Raw genomic sequence first — 16,575 nt, 5'->3', positions numbered from 1 at the left:
TGAACGGGTCCGGACCGCCGGGCCCGTTCTCCCTATGCCTTGATGCGTCACAGCTGAAGAGAAGAAGGTCCCAAACCAACGGACTGACTGATGTTTCACATTGCTCTGACATTTCCGGAGATCCTGAACGCTCAACTGCGCATGGTCACGTTGACTAGGTTAAATATATTAGAAGGGCCTTACCCGAAAATGGATCTCGGCATGCTGAAGATGACGTGAAATCTATTGAAATGGTTGGAGGTCAGATGGTGCGCTTGCGTACCGCAAGCCTGGATTAGAAGGGAGACCGAAATGAAAACAGACTGCTTCAAAAAACCGATACGCATCTTTGTGGGGCTCGGCTACCCCACGGAAATAGGCTCGGTAATCGACGCTTACAGATATCTGCTGGAATGGCCTACCCAATCCAGAGATAAGGGCCATTCTGTCGCCCTGAATGCATGCCGTGCCGCACTGCGGGGCGAAGTGGACGCAGAGACCGCGCGTGGCCTTTTTGTCGCGTTCGCAAGGAGGCATGACCTACTGGCGCCTGACACCGACATTGCCGGCACTTCACGAACAGAATACGGTGAAAACCAACATGTAGAGTGAAGCGGGTGAGCCTTTATCAAGTGTCATGTAGCGAGACTGCTGAATGGCCGATTTGTCCTTCTGTAGTGGTGAACTGCCCCCCATTTCGACCGGACAGTCGGCATAAGCAGAAAGGCTCAAGCACAGGCTTGAGGATAGGCTTATGTCTAACGACTACAGACGCATGGAAATCATGACAGGCGACGTCCGCCGGCGGCGGTGGACAACCGAGCAGAAGCTGACGATCATCGAGCAGAGCTTCGAACCGGGCGAGACGGTGTCGTCAACCGCCCGCCGCCATGGAGTTGCGCCCAATCTGCTTTATCGGTGGCGCAGGCTTATGAGCGAGAGAGCGCGGCGGCCGTGGATTCAGACGAGCCGGTTGTCGGCAATTCGGAAGTGAAAAAGCTGGAGGATCGCGTCCGCGAATTGGAGCGGATGCTGGGCCGCAAGACGATGGAGGTCGAAATCCTCCGCGAAGCCTTGTCCAAAGCGGACTCAAAAAAACGGATATCGCGGCCGATCTTGTTGCCGAAGGACGGTTCCCCATGAAGACCGTTGCTGAGACGCTGGGCGTTTCCCGCTCCAACCTCGCCGAGCGGTTGAAAGGCAGGTCGAAGCCACGTGGCCGCTACCAAAAGGCTGAGGATGCGGAACTTCTGCCTGATATCCGCAGGCTTGTGGATCAAAGGCCGACCTATGGCTATCGGCGGATCGCCGCGCTTCTCAATTGCGAAAGGCGAGCCGCCGATAAGCCCGTCGTAAACGCCAAACGGGTTCACCGGATCATGGGTAACAACGCCATGCTGCTCGCCAAGCACACTGCCATGCGCAAGGGCCGCGTTCATGACGGCAAGGTCATGGTGATGCGCTCGAACCTGCGCTGGTGCTCGGACGGGCTGGAATTCGCCTGCTGGAACGGCGACGTCGTCCGCATGGCGTTCATCATCGACGCCTTCGACCGCGAGATCATCGCCTGGACGGCGCTCGCCAATGCAGGCATCTCCGGCTCGGACGTGCGCGACATGATGCTGGAGGCGGTCGAGAAGCGCTTCGGAACGACGCGGGCTCCTCAGCCGATCGAGCATCTCTCCGACAACGGCTCGGCATATACCGCGAGAGACACGAGATTGTTCGCCCAGGCGCTCAATCTGACACCCTGCTTCACGCCGGTCGCCAGCCCACAGTCGAACGGCATGTCGGAAGCTTTCGTGAAAACTCTGAAGCGAGACTATATCCGCATCGCTCAAATCCCGGACGCAGAAACAGCGCTCCGGCTCATCGATGGATGGATCGAGGACTATAATGAAATCCATCCCCATTCCGCGCTCAAGATGGCTTCCCCTCGGCAGTTCATCAGGGCTAAATCAAACTAGCCGACCTGTCCGATGAAATGGGGTGCACTCCAAGTGGCCCCCTAAATCCTCGGACACGATCTCCCACTTGTTAAGTGTTAGGAGTAATGTGCCCATTATGACCAGTCACATCCCCAAGATAGAAGTGCTGTCCGGCCGTGAGCGTCGCCGTCGCTGGTCGACAGCGGAGAAGCTGGCGATAGTCCAGGAGACCTACGAGCCTGATGTCACGGTCAGCATCGTTGCGCGACGGCACGGCATTCAACCGAACCAGCTATTCGCCTGGCGCAAACTTGCGGCGCAGGGTGCGCTGACGGCCACGGCATCGCAGGAAGAGGTCGTCCCTGCATCCGAATACAGAGCGCTTCAGAACCAGGTGAGAGAGCTGCAGCGCCTCCTCGGCAAGAAGACGATGGAAGGCGAAATCCTCAAAGAAGCGCTTGAGATCGCATCAGGGTCAAAAAAACATCTGTTGCGCTCGCTCTCGTTGCCGAAGGACGGTTCGGGATGACGACGGTGTGTGAGACCTTGGGTGTCGCCCGATCCAACATCGCGGAATCTGTGAAGCGACGTCCCTCCAAAGCCAGAGGGCGTCCGCCGCTTGCTGATCGGGAGCTGGTGGATGAGATCAAGACCATCATCGACGATATGCCCACCTACGGATATCGCCGGGTGCACGCGATCCTTTGTCGGAATGCCCGCAGCGAAAGCCGACCGTGGCCAAATGCCAAGCGCGTCTACCGGGTGATGAAGGTTCACAGCATGCTTCTTCAGCGCCACACCGGTGCTCTCGACCCCCGTCGCCACGATGGCCGCGTTGCCGTCGAGCAATCCAATCTGCGCTGGTGTTCAGACGGCTTCGAGATCGGCTGCGACAACAAGGAGAAGGTCCGCGTTGCGTTCGCGCTCGATTGCTGTGATCGCGAAGCCATTGCCCATGTCGCGACAACAGAGGGCATCAAGAGTGAGGACGTGCAGGACCTGGTCATTACGGCTGTGGAGAACCGCTTCGGTCTCATCAACACTCTTCCAAAGCCAATCGAATGGCTGACTGACAACGGCTCCTGCTTCATCGCAAAGGACACCAGGTAATTGCTTGTCGATATCGGCATGGAGCTGTGCTCCACGCCCATTCGCAGCCCCCAATCCAATGGAATGGCAGAGGCTTTCGTCAAAACATTCAAGCGCGACTACGTCTCAGTGAACCCTCGACCAGACGCCACAACCGTCATCGCGCAACTGCCCTCATGGTTCGAACACTACAATACCCTTCACCCGCACAAGGCATTAGGGTATCGCTCGCCTCGTGAGTTCTTAAACCGTCAAACAGAAACCTGATCCTGTCCGGTTTTTAAGGGGCAACTCCACCTTCTACTCCAGCAATACGGTATCGATCAATGTAACGATGGTGTCGTCGTTGGGGAGGATACCGACGATTTTTAGCGCCGATACTGTTGAAAAACTCCGAGAGCCCACGCTCGGAGCAAGTCTCCATTGGCGGACGGAATGAAATTCCTCTTGGCGATCTACTTCACTTCGCGACAACTTCGCACGTGATTCTTCGCCATGCCGCTCGGTCGCCAAAATCATTTCAAGCTACGCGACACGAGTGTTCATTGCACGAGTTTCCAACGCTAATTTCGGTGCCGAGCGCTGCAGGCCTGCACTGGGATTTTCTTCAAAGGCCCGGCATTCGAATTGGGCGTTAGGCTCCGGGCCCGAATCGCATTTCTTTACTTTACTCATATTCAGGTGCGAGATTATCCGGCTAAACTTTGTTTCCCGTCCATCTAACTATAAGGCCTCCAGCCAGCATGCTCATTCCAATCGCAAGAAGGAGGGGGCCGGCGAACTCGTTGGCGACAATGCCCGATGCCGAAGAAACCGACAGCAGCATCAGGCTGAATTCTCCTCCGTGGGCCAGGATGATCCCAGTGAGCCATGAGGTCTGAAGCGACTCGCCGAATAGTCGGGCGACGACCATAACAATCAGCGTCTTGCCCACAAGAAGAATGACAAGCCAGATCAGCACGACAAGCCATGCAGAAGGAATGATCCAAAGTGGCAATTGCGTTCCGATACCGATAAAGAAAATCCCGACAAACAAATCGCGGAAGGGCCTAATCTCGTTCTCGACAGCATGGCGCGCGTCGCCCTCGCCGATAATCATGCCGGCCGCAAATGCAGCGAGTGCCGGAGAAAGGCCGGCGGTGGCCGCGACAATCGCAGAGCCTAGTGCAATGGTGAGCGCGAGGAGTTGGGCAAGTTCCGGATCGCCACGCGACGCTACCCAACGGGCAAGTATCTGCAACGGGCCACGGGCAGTGAACAGAGCTGCAACCAATGCCGTTGCACCGGCGACGACCGTTATCACGCCATACCCTCCGGCGGTACCACTCATCGCATCATGCAGAAGCAGAAACGCGACAGCTGCCAGGTCCTGAAACAGAAGCACTGCAATGGCGAGGCGCCCTTGCGCCGATCCTAGAGCGTTCACGCTTGCGAGCACCTTGAGGCACATGGCCGTGGACGACATGGCAACGGCCCCGCCGATGAGGATTGCGGGGAGGGGCGCGAGATCGAAGATCAGGCTCGCTACCAACGACACCGTTATCGTCGTGACTGCAACCTGCACGGCTCCAAGACCGAAGACATGCTTCTTGAGCGTTACGAGCTTCTCGAACGAGAATTCCAGGCCAAGCGCGAACAGCAGGAGTATCACGCCAATCTCGCCAATGCTGGTCAGGGCGCCGCTCTCCGCAATCAGGCCGAGACCGGCCGGTCCAATGACTATACCGGCAAGAATGTAACCGACGATGCTGGGCACGCCGATCCGTGAGCATATCGTCACGAGCGCGAACGCGGCACAGACCAACAAGGCCGCACTTTCGATAAATCCGGTCACGCCATGCATGTTCTTCTCCTGATGGCATGGTGCAGGAAAGGCCATTACCCGCAATTTCTAGACGTGAGAGCGCGCCCATTGCGCGATCTGGGCGGCAGACATCGCGCCGCTCTGGCGCGCGATTTCCTTGCCGCCTTTGAAGAGGATCATGGTGGGAATGCCCCGGATCCCGTAGCGGCCGGCGATCTCCTGTTCGGCTTCCGTATCGAGCTTGCCCAGGCGGACACGGGGTTCGAGCGAGCGCGCCGCCGCTTCGAATTGGGGCGCCATCATCTTGCACGGCCCGCACCACTCGGCCCAGAAATCCACGAGCAACGGCAAGTCGGCATTCGCGTGGCGGTCGAAATTCGCCGCCGTTAGCGTAACCGGATGGCCCTGAAAGAGGGGGGCGCCGCAGCGTCCGCAATTGGGATTGTCGCCCAGGCGCTCTTGCGGCACCCGGTTGGTGGAATTGCAGTTCGGGCAGATAACGGTCGTCATTTGGTTTCCTTTTCTGAACGGGCCCGGTCTTCCGGGCGGTGGATGGTTCTCTCGACGTCAGTGGCCAGACAGGCCGCGGCGCGCCTCGCGTTCTCGCGGCACGGGCAGATATTCGACGCCGCCGCCCTGCCGCCGCACAGGCTGCGGGTAAAGCGTCATCAGTTGCAGGACTTCCTTGGGCATGTCCGTTCCGACGGGCAGGCCCAGCTCGCGTGCCTCATCGGCGGAGATCGGATAATCGTGGGTCCAGGTGCCGGTCGCCAGTTTCGCCGCCACATCCGCCGCCTGGGCCTCATCCATCTTGTCCGAGAGAAGCCGCTTCGCGAAGGCCTCGATCTGCGCGATGGCCTTGCGGCCGACATCGGCCATGATCAGCGTCTGGTCGTCGATCTCGGCGATGGGTTTTTCCTCGACGACCTTGATCAGCGAGGCGGCGGGCATCTGGCCGAGCTGCGGATCGACGGGGCCCAGCACGGAATGCTCGCACATCACGATCTCGTCGGCGGCAAGCGCGATCAAGGTGCCGCCCGACATCGCGTAATGCGGCACGAACACGGTGACCTTGCCCTTGTGGCCCTGAATGGCCCGAGCGATCTGGGTTGCCGCCAGCACCAGCCCACCCGGCGTGTGCAGCACGATATCGAGCGGCACCTCGTCGTCGGTCATCTGGATCGCACGCAGGACTTCCTCGGAATCGTTGACGTCGATGTAGCGCATCAGGGGAAAACCCAGCAGGTTCATGGTCTCCTGCCGGTGGATCAGCGAGATGACGCGGCTGGCGCGTTTCTTCTCGATCTGGGCGATCTTGCGGGTGCGCATCGCCTCCAGATATCTGCGCTGAAGCACCGGTTGCAGCGCAGAGAAGATGAAGAAGAGCCAGAAAAGCTGCGTTATGTCCATGGACCTTGTCCTCCTTGCCGTCGGCCGTCGGGCAAAAAGCCGTAGATGCCTTCGTCGCGGTAGTAATTGCGATAGACGTCCGCGCGCCTACGCAGGAATGGCGTGACGAGCCAGCCGGCGACGAACCCGCCGATATGCGCCCATGAGGCGATGCCGCCCGTGGCCTGATCGCCCAGCGACAGGATGCCGGGGATCACCTGCAGGCCGAGCCAGATCATCGCGAAGCCAAAGGCCGGGACCTCGAAGAACAGCGGCAGGAAGAGAACCGGCACCATCACCACCAGCTTCGCCGCCGGAAACATGCGCGCATAAGCGCCGATCACGCCCGCGATCGCACCGGATGCGCCGAGCGCGGGAATGACGGAATCGGGGTTGGCTAAGGCATGCGCCAGGCTGGCCGCGATACCGCAGAACAGATAGAACAGCGTGAACCGGCCCGGCCCAAGCCGGTCCTCGACCGCAGGGCCGAAAATCCAGAGCGTCCACATGTTCAAGATGAGGTGAAGCCAGCCCCCGTGCAGGAAGATATTGGTCAGAAATGGGGTCCAGTCGTCGGACGGGGCGATGAGGCTTGGCTGTCCGAAGAAGCGCGAGGGCACCAGCGCGAACTCGAACACGAACCGGTCCACTACGCGCGGCGGCAGGCTCGTCTGATAGAGAAACGTGAGGACGTTCGCAGAGATGAGCACCCATACGATGACGGGCGGGTAGCGGCGCGCGACGCTGTCAAGATAGGGAAACAATTCAGCTCCTACTTGCTGATGAGCGTATGAGAGGTGCGTGTTCGATGGATCTGCTTTCGGGCATTCACGTCTCCATAGCGGTTCCAGTTGCGGCAATCAGTAGCCCCAATCCTGCGAGCAAGGTAAAACCTCCAGCTTGAAGGCGGCGGCCGGCCTGCAGGTGTCCGATAGCGGCAATGGCTGATTGAGTAGCATAGTAGAGAGCAAATGCGCGCGATGCGATGCCGATAATCTCGAAAACGCTCGAACTCCACGTCAATGCCAGCCCGACGATCCCCAATAGAAAGTAACCGATCTGAGGCCGCACTCGCCCATCGGTCACTTCGACAAGCAACCCGCCGGCTCCGACGACATCGGCGACGGCAGCGCTGAATTGCGACAGTAGCGCAGCGCCAATCAACAGTGCGGGTAATATCGGAGCAATGACCCGAAAGATGTCAATTATTGCAGTTTCTGAAAGCGTGATTGTATTCGCCGGAAACGAGAAGGCCAGAAAACCAATATACGCGACGTAAATTATAGAGGCGATAAATTGGGCATATTCATGCTCTTCATTCGCGTTTCAGCCGTATATTCAAGGCCAAGATATCTTGACGTCTCAAAACCTTGCACCGTGACAAGAAGGCCAAAGACTAGAGCGACAGCAGTCCACCCGCCAGTCTGGTGAGAATTAATTACAACCTCGTCCGCGATCACTTTATCAGCAAGAAAATGAACAAGACCGACCATCATCCCGGCTATGATGGCAAGTTTCAGAGAGACTGCTGCCTTTTCAAGACCTTCCAATGCATCAAAGCCGCGTATAAGCCCTGTGACTGCAATAAAAAAGAAGACCGCGGTCGTAACGAGCCGTGCCTCGAATCTGCTTCCGCCGTCATCGGTCAGGCTTACGGCAAAGGCGCCAAAGAGATTCAGATAATACGCTACCGAAATCACGTAGGCGAATATCAATATCCAACTTGATACTCTTTCAATGAAAAGCTCCGGTCGACTGCGATTATCGGCGGTCAATGCAATTCGCGCAATATTCGCGCGGATGGCACCACCAAACAGAAAAGCCAATCCGCACAGTGCCATCATCGCAACCGGGGCCGCATAACCACAGGAAGCGTCCAGGATCGGTCCCACAACCAAGAACCCGCTGCCTATGATAGACGCGAGCGGGGTTACCGCTGCCCGCCAACCACGTAGCGTTCGAACCTTGGGGTGAAAGAGGAAGGCTGCGACAGCAAGGCATGCTGACAGAACCGCGATATCAAGCATTGCTGTTGCCGGACCGCTTTCCGCCTATCGTCACGCCCGTCCAGGCCGGGGGATCGGAGGCCGGGAAGGATTCGAGATCGGCTTCAAGCACCGGATCGAATTCCGCCTGTTCTTGCGACGACAGGTCCACCGAGCCTTCCTGATCGACTGCGCGCCAGAGTCGGTGGTCCGTGCGACCCCGATCCAGGCGGGACGGTATGCGAAAGGCGTTCGGGGCGTCGGCTCCCTTGTAGAGGCGATGCCGCTCCTCTCCCCGCCAGCGGTCAGGCGCATGCCGGTGAGCCACGTCCTCACGCACGAAATAGCGACAGTCCTGTCGCTCCGCGAATTCCACGGCGCTTTCGCGGTCGGGAAACTTCAGCCGGATCGAACGATAGGGATCGTTGCTGGAGGTATATCCCATCAGCGGCTCGACCTGCAGGGGCCGAGACGGCTCGAATTCCAGTATCCAGTAGTTGGGCCGCGGCGCCGACGTCATCGCGGAACGAGCCGGCCGGTAAATGATCGCGGTCGGAACGTCCCATGATCTCATGTTGGTCCCGGGTATCTTCGGCGCAAAGGGTGGACGATTATGGCCGCGCATCATGGTGCTTACCCTCGGTTATCCCCCAGAAAAGTGTGTTCCAGCCGGGCGCGATCCCGCAGGGGCAGGAGAATTCGCGACCCTCTCTGATGAGCGCTCTCAAAAAGCGCATGTGCGGTATCGGAAGACTGACCTGAGTCACGCAGTTTGTCGCGAAGATAATTGCGCGCCGACTGGACGATCCGGGTCACGTCGTCTTCAGCAATGCCGAGAACCGAAGATGCCTTTTCAAGCGGAGTGTCGTTCAGATCGACAAGAAACAGGACTCTGCGCCATAGCGCCGGAAGACCGGCGATCGCCCGGTGAAAGATCAGCGCGTCCTGGCGTTTCGCGACAGCCGTTTCAGGGTCGTCCCCACCGTCGTCGGCGATGAGCTCCTCGAGCCGCAGCACGTCGTCGGGCTGATAAAACTCGAAGATTTCCTCATCCGACTCGGTAGGCTCCCCGGCCGACGCCTCGGGTGCGGCGTCGATCGATGCGGCATCTTCGGGCAACGCGCGGCGCGCGGCGGCCGCCTCGGCCTCGATGGTCTCGAAAGCCAGTTTCAGCAGCCAGTCGCCTATGGAAAACTCGGTGGGCCGCTGCTCGAACCTCTCCAGCCCCTTGAGGATCGTCGCATCGACGAGATCCCGAACGCTGAGGTAACCAGCCGGCACAGATCCGCTGCATTCGAGATAGGTCAACTCGCGCCTGACGGTGTCATAGACCGTATCGAGATGATCCTCGATCAGGTCGAAGAAAAGCTGGCGCCACTCCGCCTCCACCGCATCCCGCACGGACGGCAGCTGGGCACCGATCCGGGGTCGGCGGGTGGGACGCTTGTATTCAGACTCGTGCTTGAGGCGCGCCACATGCCGATCGAGCCGGTGGCGCAGGTCGGCAAAGGCCTTGCGCAGGACAGGCTCGATCTCGAACCCCTCTTCCTGCACCGCGATCAGGCCCGAGGGCAGTTGCAGGCGCAGGCTGACATGGATGCGCACCTTGCCCTTCGTCTGCGAGGCGAAGACCTCAAGCCGGACGAGATCTTCGCTGAAGCGTGCAAGATGCGGTTCGAGTTGCCGCACCTCTTCCTCGATGACCTCCGGCGCGCGCTGCTCGCCGTGCCGGTCAAGATTGCGAAATGCTCTGATGAGTTTCATGGCGTGTGACCTGCTGTCGCTTTCGACGAAATGGGCCGGCGCGACCGTCATCGCGCCGGCCGGTCCTTCACGACGTCACCCGGTGGGCTTGTCGTCCTTGGACTGCGCCGCATCCGTAGCGTCGACCGGAACATCGGGTGCCAGAGCGTCTGACTTGTTTTCGGCAACTTCGCTGGACTCGTTGATCCCGGCCTCGGCCTGATCGTCCGGGCTGTCGTCACCGGTGTCCTTTGCGATCTTTTCGAACACGACCCTCTGTTCGTCGGCCGACCAGGCGACGCGGACCTTGTCGCCATCCTCGATCCGCCCCGAGAGCATTTCGCGAGCCAGCTCGGTCTCCAGCTCCGACCGGATCAGCCTGCGCAGCTCGCGGGCGCCGAATTCGGGACGGAAGCCGACCGCGCCGAAGTGATCCACGACGCTCACATCGAATTCGAGTTCGACGCCCTGGCCGAGGGCGGTCCGTTTCACCCGGTTCAGCTGCAACTCGACGATCTGGCGGATCTCCGACTGATTCAGTGAGTGGAAGACGATGATCTCGTCGATCCGGTTGATGAACTCTGGCCGGAAATGACCGCGCAACACCTCCATCAGTTCGGATTTCTGCTTGGCCTCGTCGAACTCCCTGGTGCCGCGTTTCTTGAGGTTGCGCTGGATGATGTCCGAACCGAGGTTCGAGGTGGCGATGATAATGGTGTTGGTGAAGTCAACAACGCGGCCCTTGCCGTCGGTCAGGCGGCCATCGTCGAACACCTGAAGCAGGATGTTGTACACATCCGGATGCGCCTTCTCGATCTCGTCGAGCAGTACGACCGAGTACGGCCGACGGCGCACCTTCTCCGTCAGTTGCCCGCCTTCGTCGTATCCAACGTAGCCCGGAGGCGCACCAACCAGCCGGGCAACCGAGTGGCGCTCGCCATACTCCGACATGTCGATACGGATCGTCGCGTCCTGATCGCCGAAGATCACCTCGGCGAGCGTCTTGGCCAGCTCCGTCTTGCCAACCCCGGTCGGCCCGAGGAAGAGGAACGTCGCGGTCGGGCCGCGTCCCTCACGCAGACCTGCGCGCGCGAGGCGCACCGCATCGGCCACGGCGCGGATTGCCTCTTCCTGGCCGATGACGCGCTCGTGCAGCTTCTCCTCGAGCTTGAGGAGCTTGTCCTTCTCCTCGGTGGTCAGCTCTGTGACCGGAACACCGGTGATCTTGGAGACGATCTGCGCGACATGATCGGCGCGCACCTCGGCGGTCGCCGAAGCCTGGTCGCGCTTCCAGATCTCCAGAAGCTCGTCCAGTTCCTTCTGCTTTTGCTCGAGCTCCTTCTTGAGTTCGGCAGCGCGATCGAACTGCTTGCGGGCGGCGGCGTAATCTTGCTCTCGCTTGATCTGCGCAACTTCGGCCTCGAGCTCCTGCACGTCCACGGGCCGCGCGGTGGCGCTGATCTTCACCCGTGCGGCGGCCTGGTCGATCAGGTCGATCGCCTTGTCGGGCATGAAGCGGCCAGTGATGTAGCGGTCCGACAACTCGGCCGCCGCGACTATGGCCTCGTCGGTGATTGTCACCTTGTGGTGCGCCTCCAGCGTGTCGCGCAGGCCGCGCAGGATCATGATGACCTGAGCGACCGTGGGCTCTTCGACATATACCGGCTGGAAGCGGCGTTCGAGTGCTGCGTCCTTCTCGATGTATTTCTGGTACTCGTTGAGCGTCGTCGCACCGATCAGGTTCAGCTCGCCCCGCGCCAGCGCCGGCTTGAAGGTGTTGGCGATGTCGAGACCGCCTTCGCCACCGCCCTGGCCGGCGCCGACGATGGTATGGATCTCGTCGATAAACAGGATCAGACTGTCCTTCTCCTCGGTGATCTCCTTGAGGATCTTCTGAACCCGCTCCTCGAACTCGCCCCGATACTTCGACCCGGCCACCATCGAGTTGATGTTGAGTTCGACCAGCCGCTTGTCGCGCAGCGCCTCTGGCACTTCCCCCGCGACGATCCGTTGTGCAAGTCCCTCGACGATGGCGGTCTTGCCCACGCCAGGCTCGCCGATCAGCACCGGGTTGTTCTTTTTCCGGCGGGCCAACACCTCGATCGTCGTCTCGATCTCGCGGGCGCGGCCGATGACGGGGTCGAGCTTGCCCTCGCGGGCGAGCTTGGTCAGGTCGCGGCTGAACTGGTCGAGATCGGGCGTGCTGGACGGCGCCTCCACACGGCCTTCCTCGGCCCCCTTGCCCACGACCTTCGTCACCTGCTGGCGCAGCGCCTGCGGCGTGAGGCCGTACTTGCGCAGGATAGACGCGGCCAGGCCCTCACCCTCCTCGGCGAGGCCGACCAGCAGATGCTCGGGGCCGACATAGGAATGGCCGAGTTCGTTCGAGGTGATGAAGGCGCGGTTCAGCGCGTCCTTCAGACGCGGACTGACGCCGATTTCGCCCGATGCTTTGGCCTCTCCACGCTTCGCTTCCTTCTCGATCTGGCGACGCAGATCGTCCACATCGACCTTAAACTGTTCCAGGATCGTCTTGACGACGTCGGACGAGGTCAGTGCCAGAAGCAGGTGTTCGGTATCGACCTCACTGCGTCCGAATTCCCCGGCCTTCTGTGCGGCGTCCTGCAACAGCTTGTTACCCTGCTCGCTCAGCCGGTCGGCGATCGTGCGTCCGCCGCCGCGCCGCGCCGAACGCCGCGGGGCACCCTCGCCGAAAGTGGCGTCGACGACATCGTCATCGCCGTTACCCATGGAGCCGAGCGTGCCACCCCGCAGCGGGCTGTCACCAAAGAGGCTGCCGAAACCGCTGCCGCCGAAGAACTCGTCAAAAAGCGAATGCTGTCCGAACAGGGATTCCAGCGGCGAGGCGCTGCGGCCCGACCGGCGCACCATCTCGTGGTAATGCTGGTCACAAAGCTCCATGTTCTGAATTCTGCCGTTCACCGAGGCGCGCACGCGCGCCGTCGCCGGGCGACCGCAAATATCGCAAGCTCCGTTTGCCATTCGTCTTCTCCGTTTCTTTATCCAGTCAGGGTTGTCCGCCAATCATCTGCGCCAGTGACAGTGTTACGCAGCGACCGCTTCCGTTCTTTTCACCTTGGACCCAATTGCCACCAGATCGGGCTCGTCCAGTGTCTCGCGTTGCAGGAGATCCTGCGCGGATTGCTCGAGCAGCGCCCGGTTGGCTTCGAGAAGCGAGAGGGTGCGCTTGAACACGCCATCCACGATGTCGCGCACCTTCGAGTCCATCCGCTCGGCAGTGGCCTCGCTGTAGCGGCGGTTCAGCCACGACGACTGGTCGCCGGTGCCGAGAAAGCCTGGCCGATCGGTGTCGTAGCTGACATGCCCGAGGTCTTCGTCCATCCCGTACCGCGCGACCATGGCGCGGGCGATATCGGTAGCCTTGACCAGATCGTCGGCCGCCCCGGTCGAGACATGATTGTAGATGATCTTCTCGGCCGCGCGCCCGCCAAGCAGGACTGCGATCTTGTTCTCCAGCTCCTCCCGCGTCATCAGGAAGCGGTCCTCGGTCGGGCGCTGGATAGTGTAGCCGAGCGCGCCAATTCCGCGCGGGATGATCGAGACCTTGTGCACCGGGTCCACCCCCGGCAGAGCCATCGCCACAAGCGCGTGCCCCATCTCGTGGTGCGCCACGATCTCGCGTTCGCGCGGATTGAGCACGCGGTTCTTCTTTTCCAACCCGGCGATGATGCGCTCCACGGCATTGTTGAAGTCGTCCATCGTCACCGCATCGGCCTTGCGGCGCGTGGCGAGCAATGCTGCCTCGTTGACGAGATTGGAAAGATCCGCTCCGGAAAAGCCGGGAGTAAGCGCTGCGACCTTCTCGGCATCGACGTCCGGGGCGAGCTTCACCTTTTTCATGTGAACGCCAAGAATCTGCACACGTCCCTTCTTGTCGGGCCGGTCCACCAGCACCTGACGGTCGAAGCGTCCGGCCCTGAGCAGCGCCGGATCGAGAATCTCCGGACGGTTCGTGGCCGCAAGCAGAACGATGCCCACCGAAGGGTCGAAGCCGTCGAGCTCGGTCAGAAGCTGGTTCAGCGTCTGCTCACGCTCATCGTGGCCGCCAGCGATCTGGCCGGAGGAGCGCGCCCGCCCGAGAGCGTCGAGTTCGTCGATGAAGATAATCGCCGGCGCGGATTTCCGAGCCTGCTCGAAGAGGTCGCGCACCCGCGCGGCACCGACGCCCACGAACATCTCGACGAACTCTGATCCCGAGATCGAAAAGAAGGTCACGCCGGCCTCTCCCGCCACCGCGCGCGCCAGCAGCGTCTTGCCGGTGCCCGGCGGCCCAACGAGCAATATGCCTTTGGGGATATGTGCGCCCAGCTTTCCGTATTCGGCCGGGTTCTTGAGGAACTCCACGACCTCCTCGAGCTCGGCCTTGGCCTCGTCCACGCCGGCCACGTCGGCGAAGCTGACGCCGGTTTCTTTTTCCATGTAAACCTTGGCCTTGCTGCGGCCGACCTGCATGAACCCGCCGAAGCCCTGCTTGTCGGCGAACTTGCGGAACAGCAGCATCCAGATTCCGAAGAAGATAAGCGCTGGCGCCACCCAGGAAATCAGCGTGCCGAGAAAAGTGTTTTGCGGAACGCCAGTGATCTCGATACCTGACCGGTCTATCCGTTCCAGGATTGCGGGATTCACTACGGTCGTCACGAACTGCTTCTTGCCGTCGACCGGTTCGGCGAAGGTGCCTGTGATAGTGTCTGACCCGACCGCGACAGAGGAAATTTTCCCGTCAGCGAGATACTTCTCGAACTGGCTGTAGCTGATCGGCGCGACGGATTGCCAGCCGGCGATCAGGTTCTGGATGAAAAGCACGGCTATGAAAGCCACCACCCAGTACCAGATGTTGTATTCGGTCTTCCTTTCCATGCCGCTTGTCCCTTTCACTGGCGCCCGAGCCGCGCCCTGATCCGCTCGAGCAGCGCCAGCAGGGCGCGCCTTTCGTCCGCCGACAGATCCTGCAGGATATCATCTTCGAGCGCCGATTGCCGCGGCGCGAGTTCCTTCAGCATCGCCCGGGCCTTCGACGTTGCCGTGACGATCTGCGCCCGCCTGTCGTCGAGCGAGGGCCACCGCTCGACCCAGCCGCCCCGGACCATGCGATCGACGAGCTGGCCGGCTGTGGCCTGGCCGACCTCCAGCAGGTCGGCCAGATCGCCGATGGTCCCAGGCGCATCCTCGACATGCGCCGCCGCCATCCAGGACAGGCGGGTCAGGCCGCTGCCGCGGATGTCTTGGTCGATCCGCTGCTGGATGAGCTGCGCGACCCGGTGGATCGTCGTCCCGATCAGCGCGATGTCCGAAGAGATCATGGTTATCCTTCCTCCGATTGCATCGTACACAGGAGAAACCGCCCCCCATCCAAAACGCAATGCACCCATCATACATGCTTGCATAATAAATGGTACGGCCTATCTTGATAGGCGTTCTCCGAACCCACATCCGGCCGGCACCGTTGCCCGGTCCCTCCATGCCGACGGTTCGGGGGTATCGATCAGCAACAGGAGGCCAGCAATGCTCTACCCGACATATCTGCGCCGCAGCGATCCCTTTGCGCTGATGCGCTCCATGATGCGCGATCTCGACCGCAGTTTCTGGCCGCCGTCCCGCGCGGCGTTCCCGGCGGTAAATGTCTGGCAAGGCCCTGAGGCCGTTGCAGTCATCGCTGAACTTCCCGGCATCGAACCGGGCGACATTGAAATTTCGGTCAAGGACAACGTCCTGACGCTGTCGGGCGAACGCAAGCTGCCCGAGGTTCCCGAAGGTGCGCGCTGGCTCCGTAACGAACGCGGTTATGGCAAGTTTTCCCGCGCTATCCGACTGCCATTCACGGCTTCGGATGACAAGGTCGAGGCGAGGATGACGAATGGCGTATTGCGGATCGTCATCTCCCAGCCCGAGGAAACGAGGAAGAAGAAAATCGAGATCAAAGCGGCCTGAGAGGAGCTGGAACGATGAGCAGCGACATCATGCAGGTCACCGAAAAGACGCCGACCGATACGCCCGAGACCATCGGTGGCGGCCGCATCTCCCGCCCGCTGACCGATATCGTCGAAACCGATCAGGGCGTCTCTATGATGCTGGAAATGCCGGGCGTCGCCGTCAAGGGCGCCTGAAAACCGAAGGAGACCATGTCATGCAGATCAAAGACCTCATTCCCTGGGCTCGCAAGGACGGCACGCCAGATGCCAAGAGCATCGAAGATAGCCCGATAGCGACACTCCAGCGCGAAATGAACCATGTGTTCGAGAACTTCTGGAACCGGGTCGGTCATTTCGAATGGCCCTTTGGCAGCGGCGAGGCGAAATCCGACGTGGTCGAGACCGACAAGGCGATCGAAGTGTCCATCGAGCTGCCGGGCATGGAGATGAAGGACATCGAGGTGACGGTCAACGATGACATGTTGACTGTGAAGGGGGAGAAGAAGATCGAGCGCCAGGAGGAGAAAAAGGGATACTACCTCTCCGAGCGCAGCTACGGCGCGATCTACCGGACAATTCCGCTCCCGCCCGGTGTGGATGGCGAAAAGGCGCAAGCATCCTTCAAGAACGGGGTTCTGACGATCAAGCTGCCCCAGACTCCCGAGGCGCAGGCCAAGGTCAAGCGCATCGAGGTCAAGAACGGCTGA

At 60.6% G+C, this 16,575-nt stretch carries 15 protein-coding genes and 2 pseudogenes; 6 read left to right on the top strand and 11 right to left on the bottom strand.

What is annotated here, in order from left to right; all coding sequences use genetic code 11:
• The first annotated feature begins 291 nt into the window (after positions 1-291).
• From B5M41_RS16865 to B5M41_RS16855, 3 genes and pseudogenes are all read left to right on the top strand, one after another.
• Entirely contained in the window at positions 292-591 is a 300-nt protein-coding gene (locus tag B5M41_RS16865; protein ID WP_134653245.1) for a DUF982 domain-containing protein, read from the top strand.
• 163 nt (positions 592-754) lie between these two features.
• Positions 755-1,946, top strand: a pseudogene (locus B5M41_RS16860) (IS3 family transposase).
• 97 nt (positions 1,947-2,043) lie between these two features.
• A pseudogene (locus B5M41_RS16855) lies at positions 2,044-3,263 on the top strand (IS3 family transposase).
• Between the two features lie 430 nt (positions 3,264-3,693).
• Here the strand turns inward: B5M41_RS16855 and B5M41_RS16850 are convergent.
• The 11 genes from B5M41_RS16850 to B5M41_RS16800 form a co-directional block, all read right to left on the bottom strand.
• The gene (locus tag B5M41_RS16850) at positions 3,694-4,839 is read right to left on the bottom strand and encodes a cation:proton antiporter domain-containing protein (RefSeq protein WP_134653278.1); all 1,146 of its coding nucleotides are present in this window, start codon (positions 4,837-4,839) and stop codon (positions 3,694-3,696) included.
• Between the two features lie 48 nt (positions 4,840-4,887).
• The gene (gene trxC, locus B5M41_RS16845) at positions 4,888-5,310 is read right to left on the bottom strand and encodes a thioredoxin TrxC (protein ID WP_112592672.1); all 423 of its coding nucleotides are present in this window, start codon (positions 5,308-5,310) and stop codon (positions 4,888-4,890) included.
• 57 nt (positions 5,311-5,367) lie between these two features.
• Entirely contained in the window at positions 5,368-6,210 is an 843-nt protein-coding gene (locus B5M41_RS16840) for an SDH family Clp fold serine proteinase (RefSeq protein WP_112831513.1), read from the bottom strand.
• Positions 6,201-6,953 carry a rhomboid family intramembrane serine protease gene (locus B5M41_RS16835; RefSeq protein ID WP_134653280.1) on the bottom strand — a complete coding sequence of 251 codons (753 nt, stop codon included), beginning with the start codon at positions 6,951-6,953 and terminating at the stop codon, positions 6,201-6,203. The genes B5M41_RS16840 and B5M41_RS16835 overlap by 10 nt, the downstream gene beginning before the upstream one ends.
• A 64-nt stretch (positions 6,954-7,017) precedes the next feature.
• Entirely contained in the window at positions 7,018-7,287 is a 270-nt protein-coding gene (locus B5M41_RS16830) for a hypothetical protein (protein ID WP_134653282.1), read from the bottom strand.
• A gap of 182 nt (positions 7,288-7,469) precedes the next feature.
• Positions 7,470-8,216 (bottom strand): hypothetical protein, encoded by a 747-nt coding sequence (locus tag B5M41_RS16825; protein WP_134711220.1) that lies wholly within the window; start codon positions 8,214-8,216, stop codon positions 7,470-7,472.
• Positions 8,209-8,802 carry an NADH dehydrogenase ubiquinone Fe-S protein 4 gene (locus B5M41_RS16820; protein ID WP_230640158.1) on the bottom strand — a complete coding sequence of 198 codons (594 nt, stop codon included), beginning with the start codon at positions 8,800-8,802 and terminating at the stop codon, positions 8,209-8,211. The genes B5M41_RS16825 and B5M41_RS16820 overlap by 8 nt, the downstream gene beginning before the upstream one ends.
• A 5-nt stretch (positions 8,803-8,807) precedes the next feature.
• Positions 8,808-9,938 (bottom strand): RNA polymerase sigma factor, encoded by a 1,131-nt coding sequence (locus B5M41_RS16815; RefSeq protein WP_230640156.1) that lies wholly within the window; start codon positions 9,936-9,938, stop codon positions 8,808-8,810.
• Positions 9,939-10,013: 75 nt separating this feature from the next.
• Positions 10,014-12,920 carry an ATP-dependent Clp protease ATP-binding subunit gene (locus B5M41_RS16810; protein ID WP_134652952.1) on the bottom strand — a complete coding sequence of 969 codons (2,907 nt, stop codon included), beginning with the start codon at positions 12,918-12,920 and terminating at the stop codon, positions 10,014-10,016.
• 63 nt (positions 12,921-12,983) lie between these two features.
• The gene (gene ftsH / locus B5M41_RS16805) at positions 12,984-14,816 is read right to left on the bottom strand and encodes an ATP-dependent zinc metalloprotease FtsH (protein ID WP_134652950.1); all 1,833 of its coding nucleotides are present in this window, start codon (positions 14,814-14,816) and stop codon (positions 12,984-12,986) included.
• A 14-nt stretch (positions 14,817-14,830) separates the two neighbouring features.
• Positions 14,831-15,259, bottom strand: a complete 429-nt coding sequence (locus B5M41_RS16800) for a MarR family winged helix-turn-helix transcriptional regulator (RefSeq protein ID WP_134652948.1) — start codon at positions 15,257-15,259, stop codon at positions 14,831-14,833.
• A gap of 202 nt (positions 15,260-15,461) precedes the next feature.
• Between B5M41_RS16800 and B5M41_RS16795 the strand changes: the two genes are divergently transcribed.
• The 3 genes from B5M41_RS16795 to B5M41_RS16785 are packed head-to-tail and all read left to right on the top strand — an operon-like array spanning position 15,462 to position 16,575.
• On the top strand, positions 15,462-15,887 hold the full coding sequence (locus B5M41_RS16795) for an Hsp20/alpha crystallin family protein (protein ID WP_134652946.1): 426 nt from the start codon (positions 15,462-15,464) through the stop codon (positions 15,885-15,887).
• Between the two features lie 14 nt (positions 15,888-15,901).
• The gene (locus B5M41_RS16790) at positions 15,902-16,063 is read left to right on the top strand and encodes a hypothetical protein (RefSeq protein ID WP_230640155.1); all 162 of its coding nucleotides are present in this window, start codon (positions 15,902-15,904) and stop codon (positions 16,061-16,063) included.
• Between the two features lie 20 nt (positions 16,064-16,083).
• Positions 16,084-16,575 (top strand): Hsp20/alpha crystallin family protein, encoded by a 492-nt coding sequence (locus tag B5M41_RS16785; RefSeq protein WP_134652944.1) that lies wholly within the window; start codon positions 16,084-16,086, stop codon positions 16,573-16,575.

This window comes from Shinella sumterensis (genome assembly GCF_004514425.2).
Lineage (GTDB): Bacteria > Pseudomonadota > Alphaproteobacteria > Rhizobiales > Rhizobiaceae > Shinella > Shinella sumterensis.
Note: the sequence above shows the minus strand (reverse complement) of the source record. Positions and strands in the feature narration are given on the sequence as shown.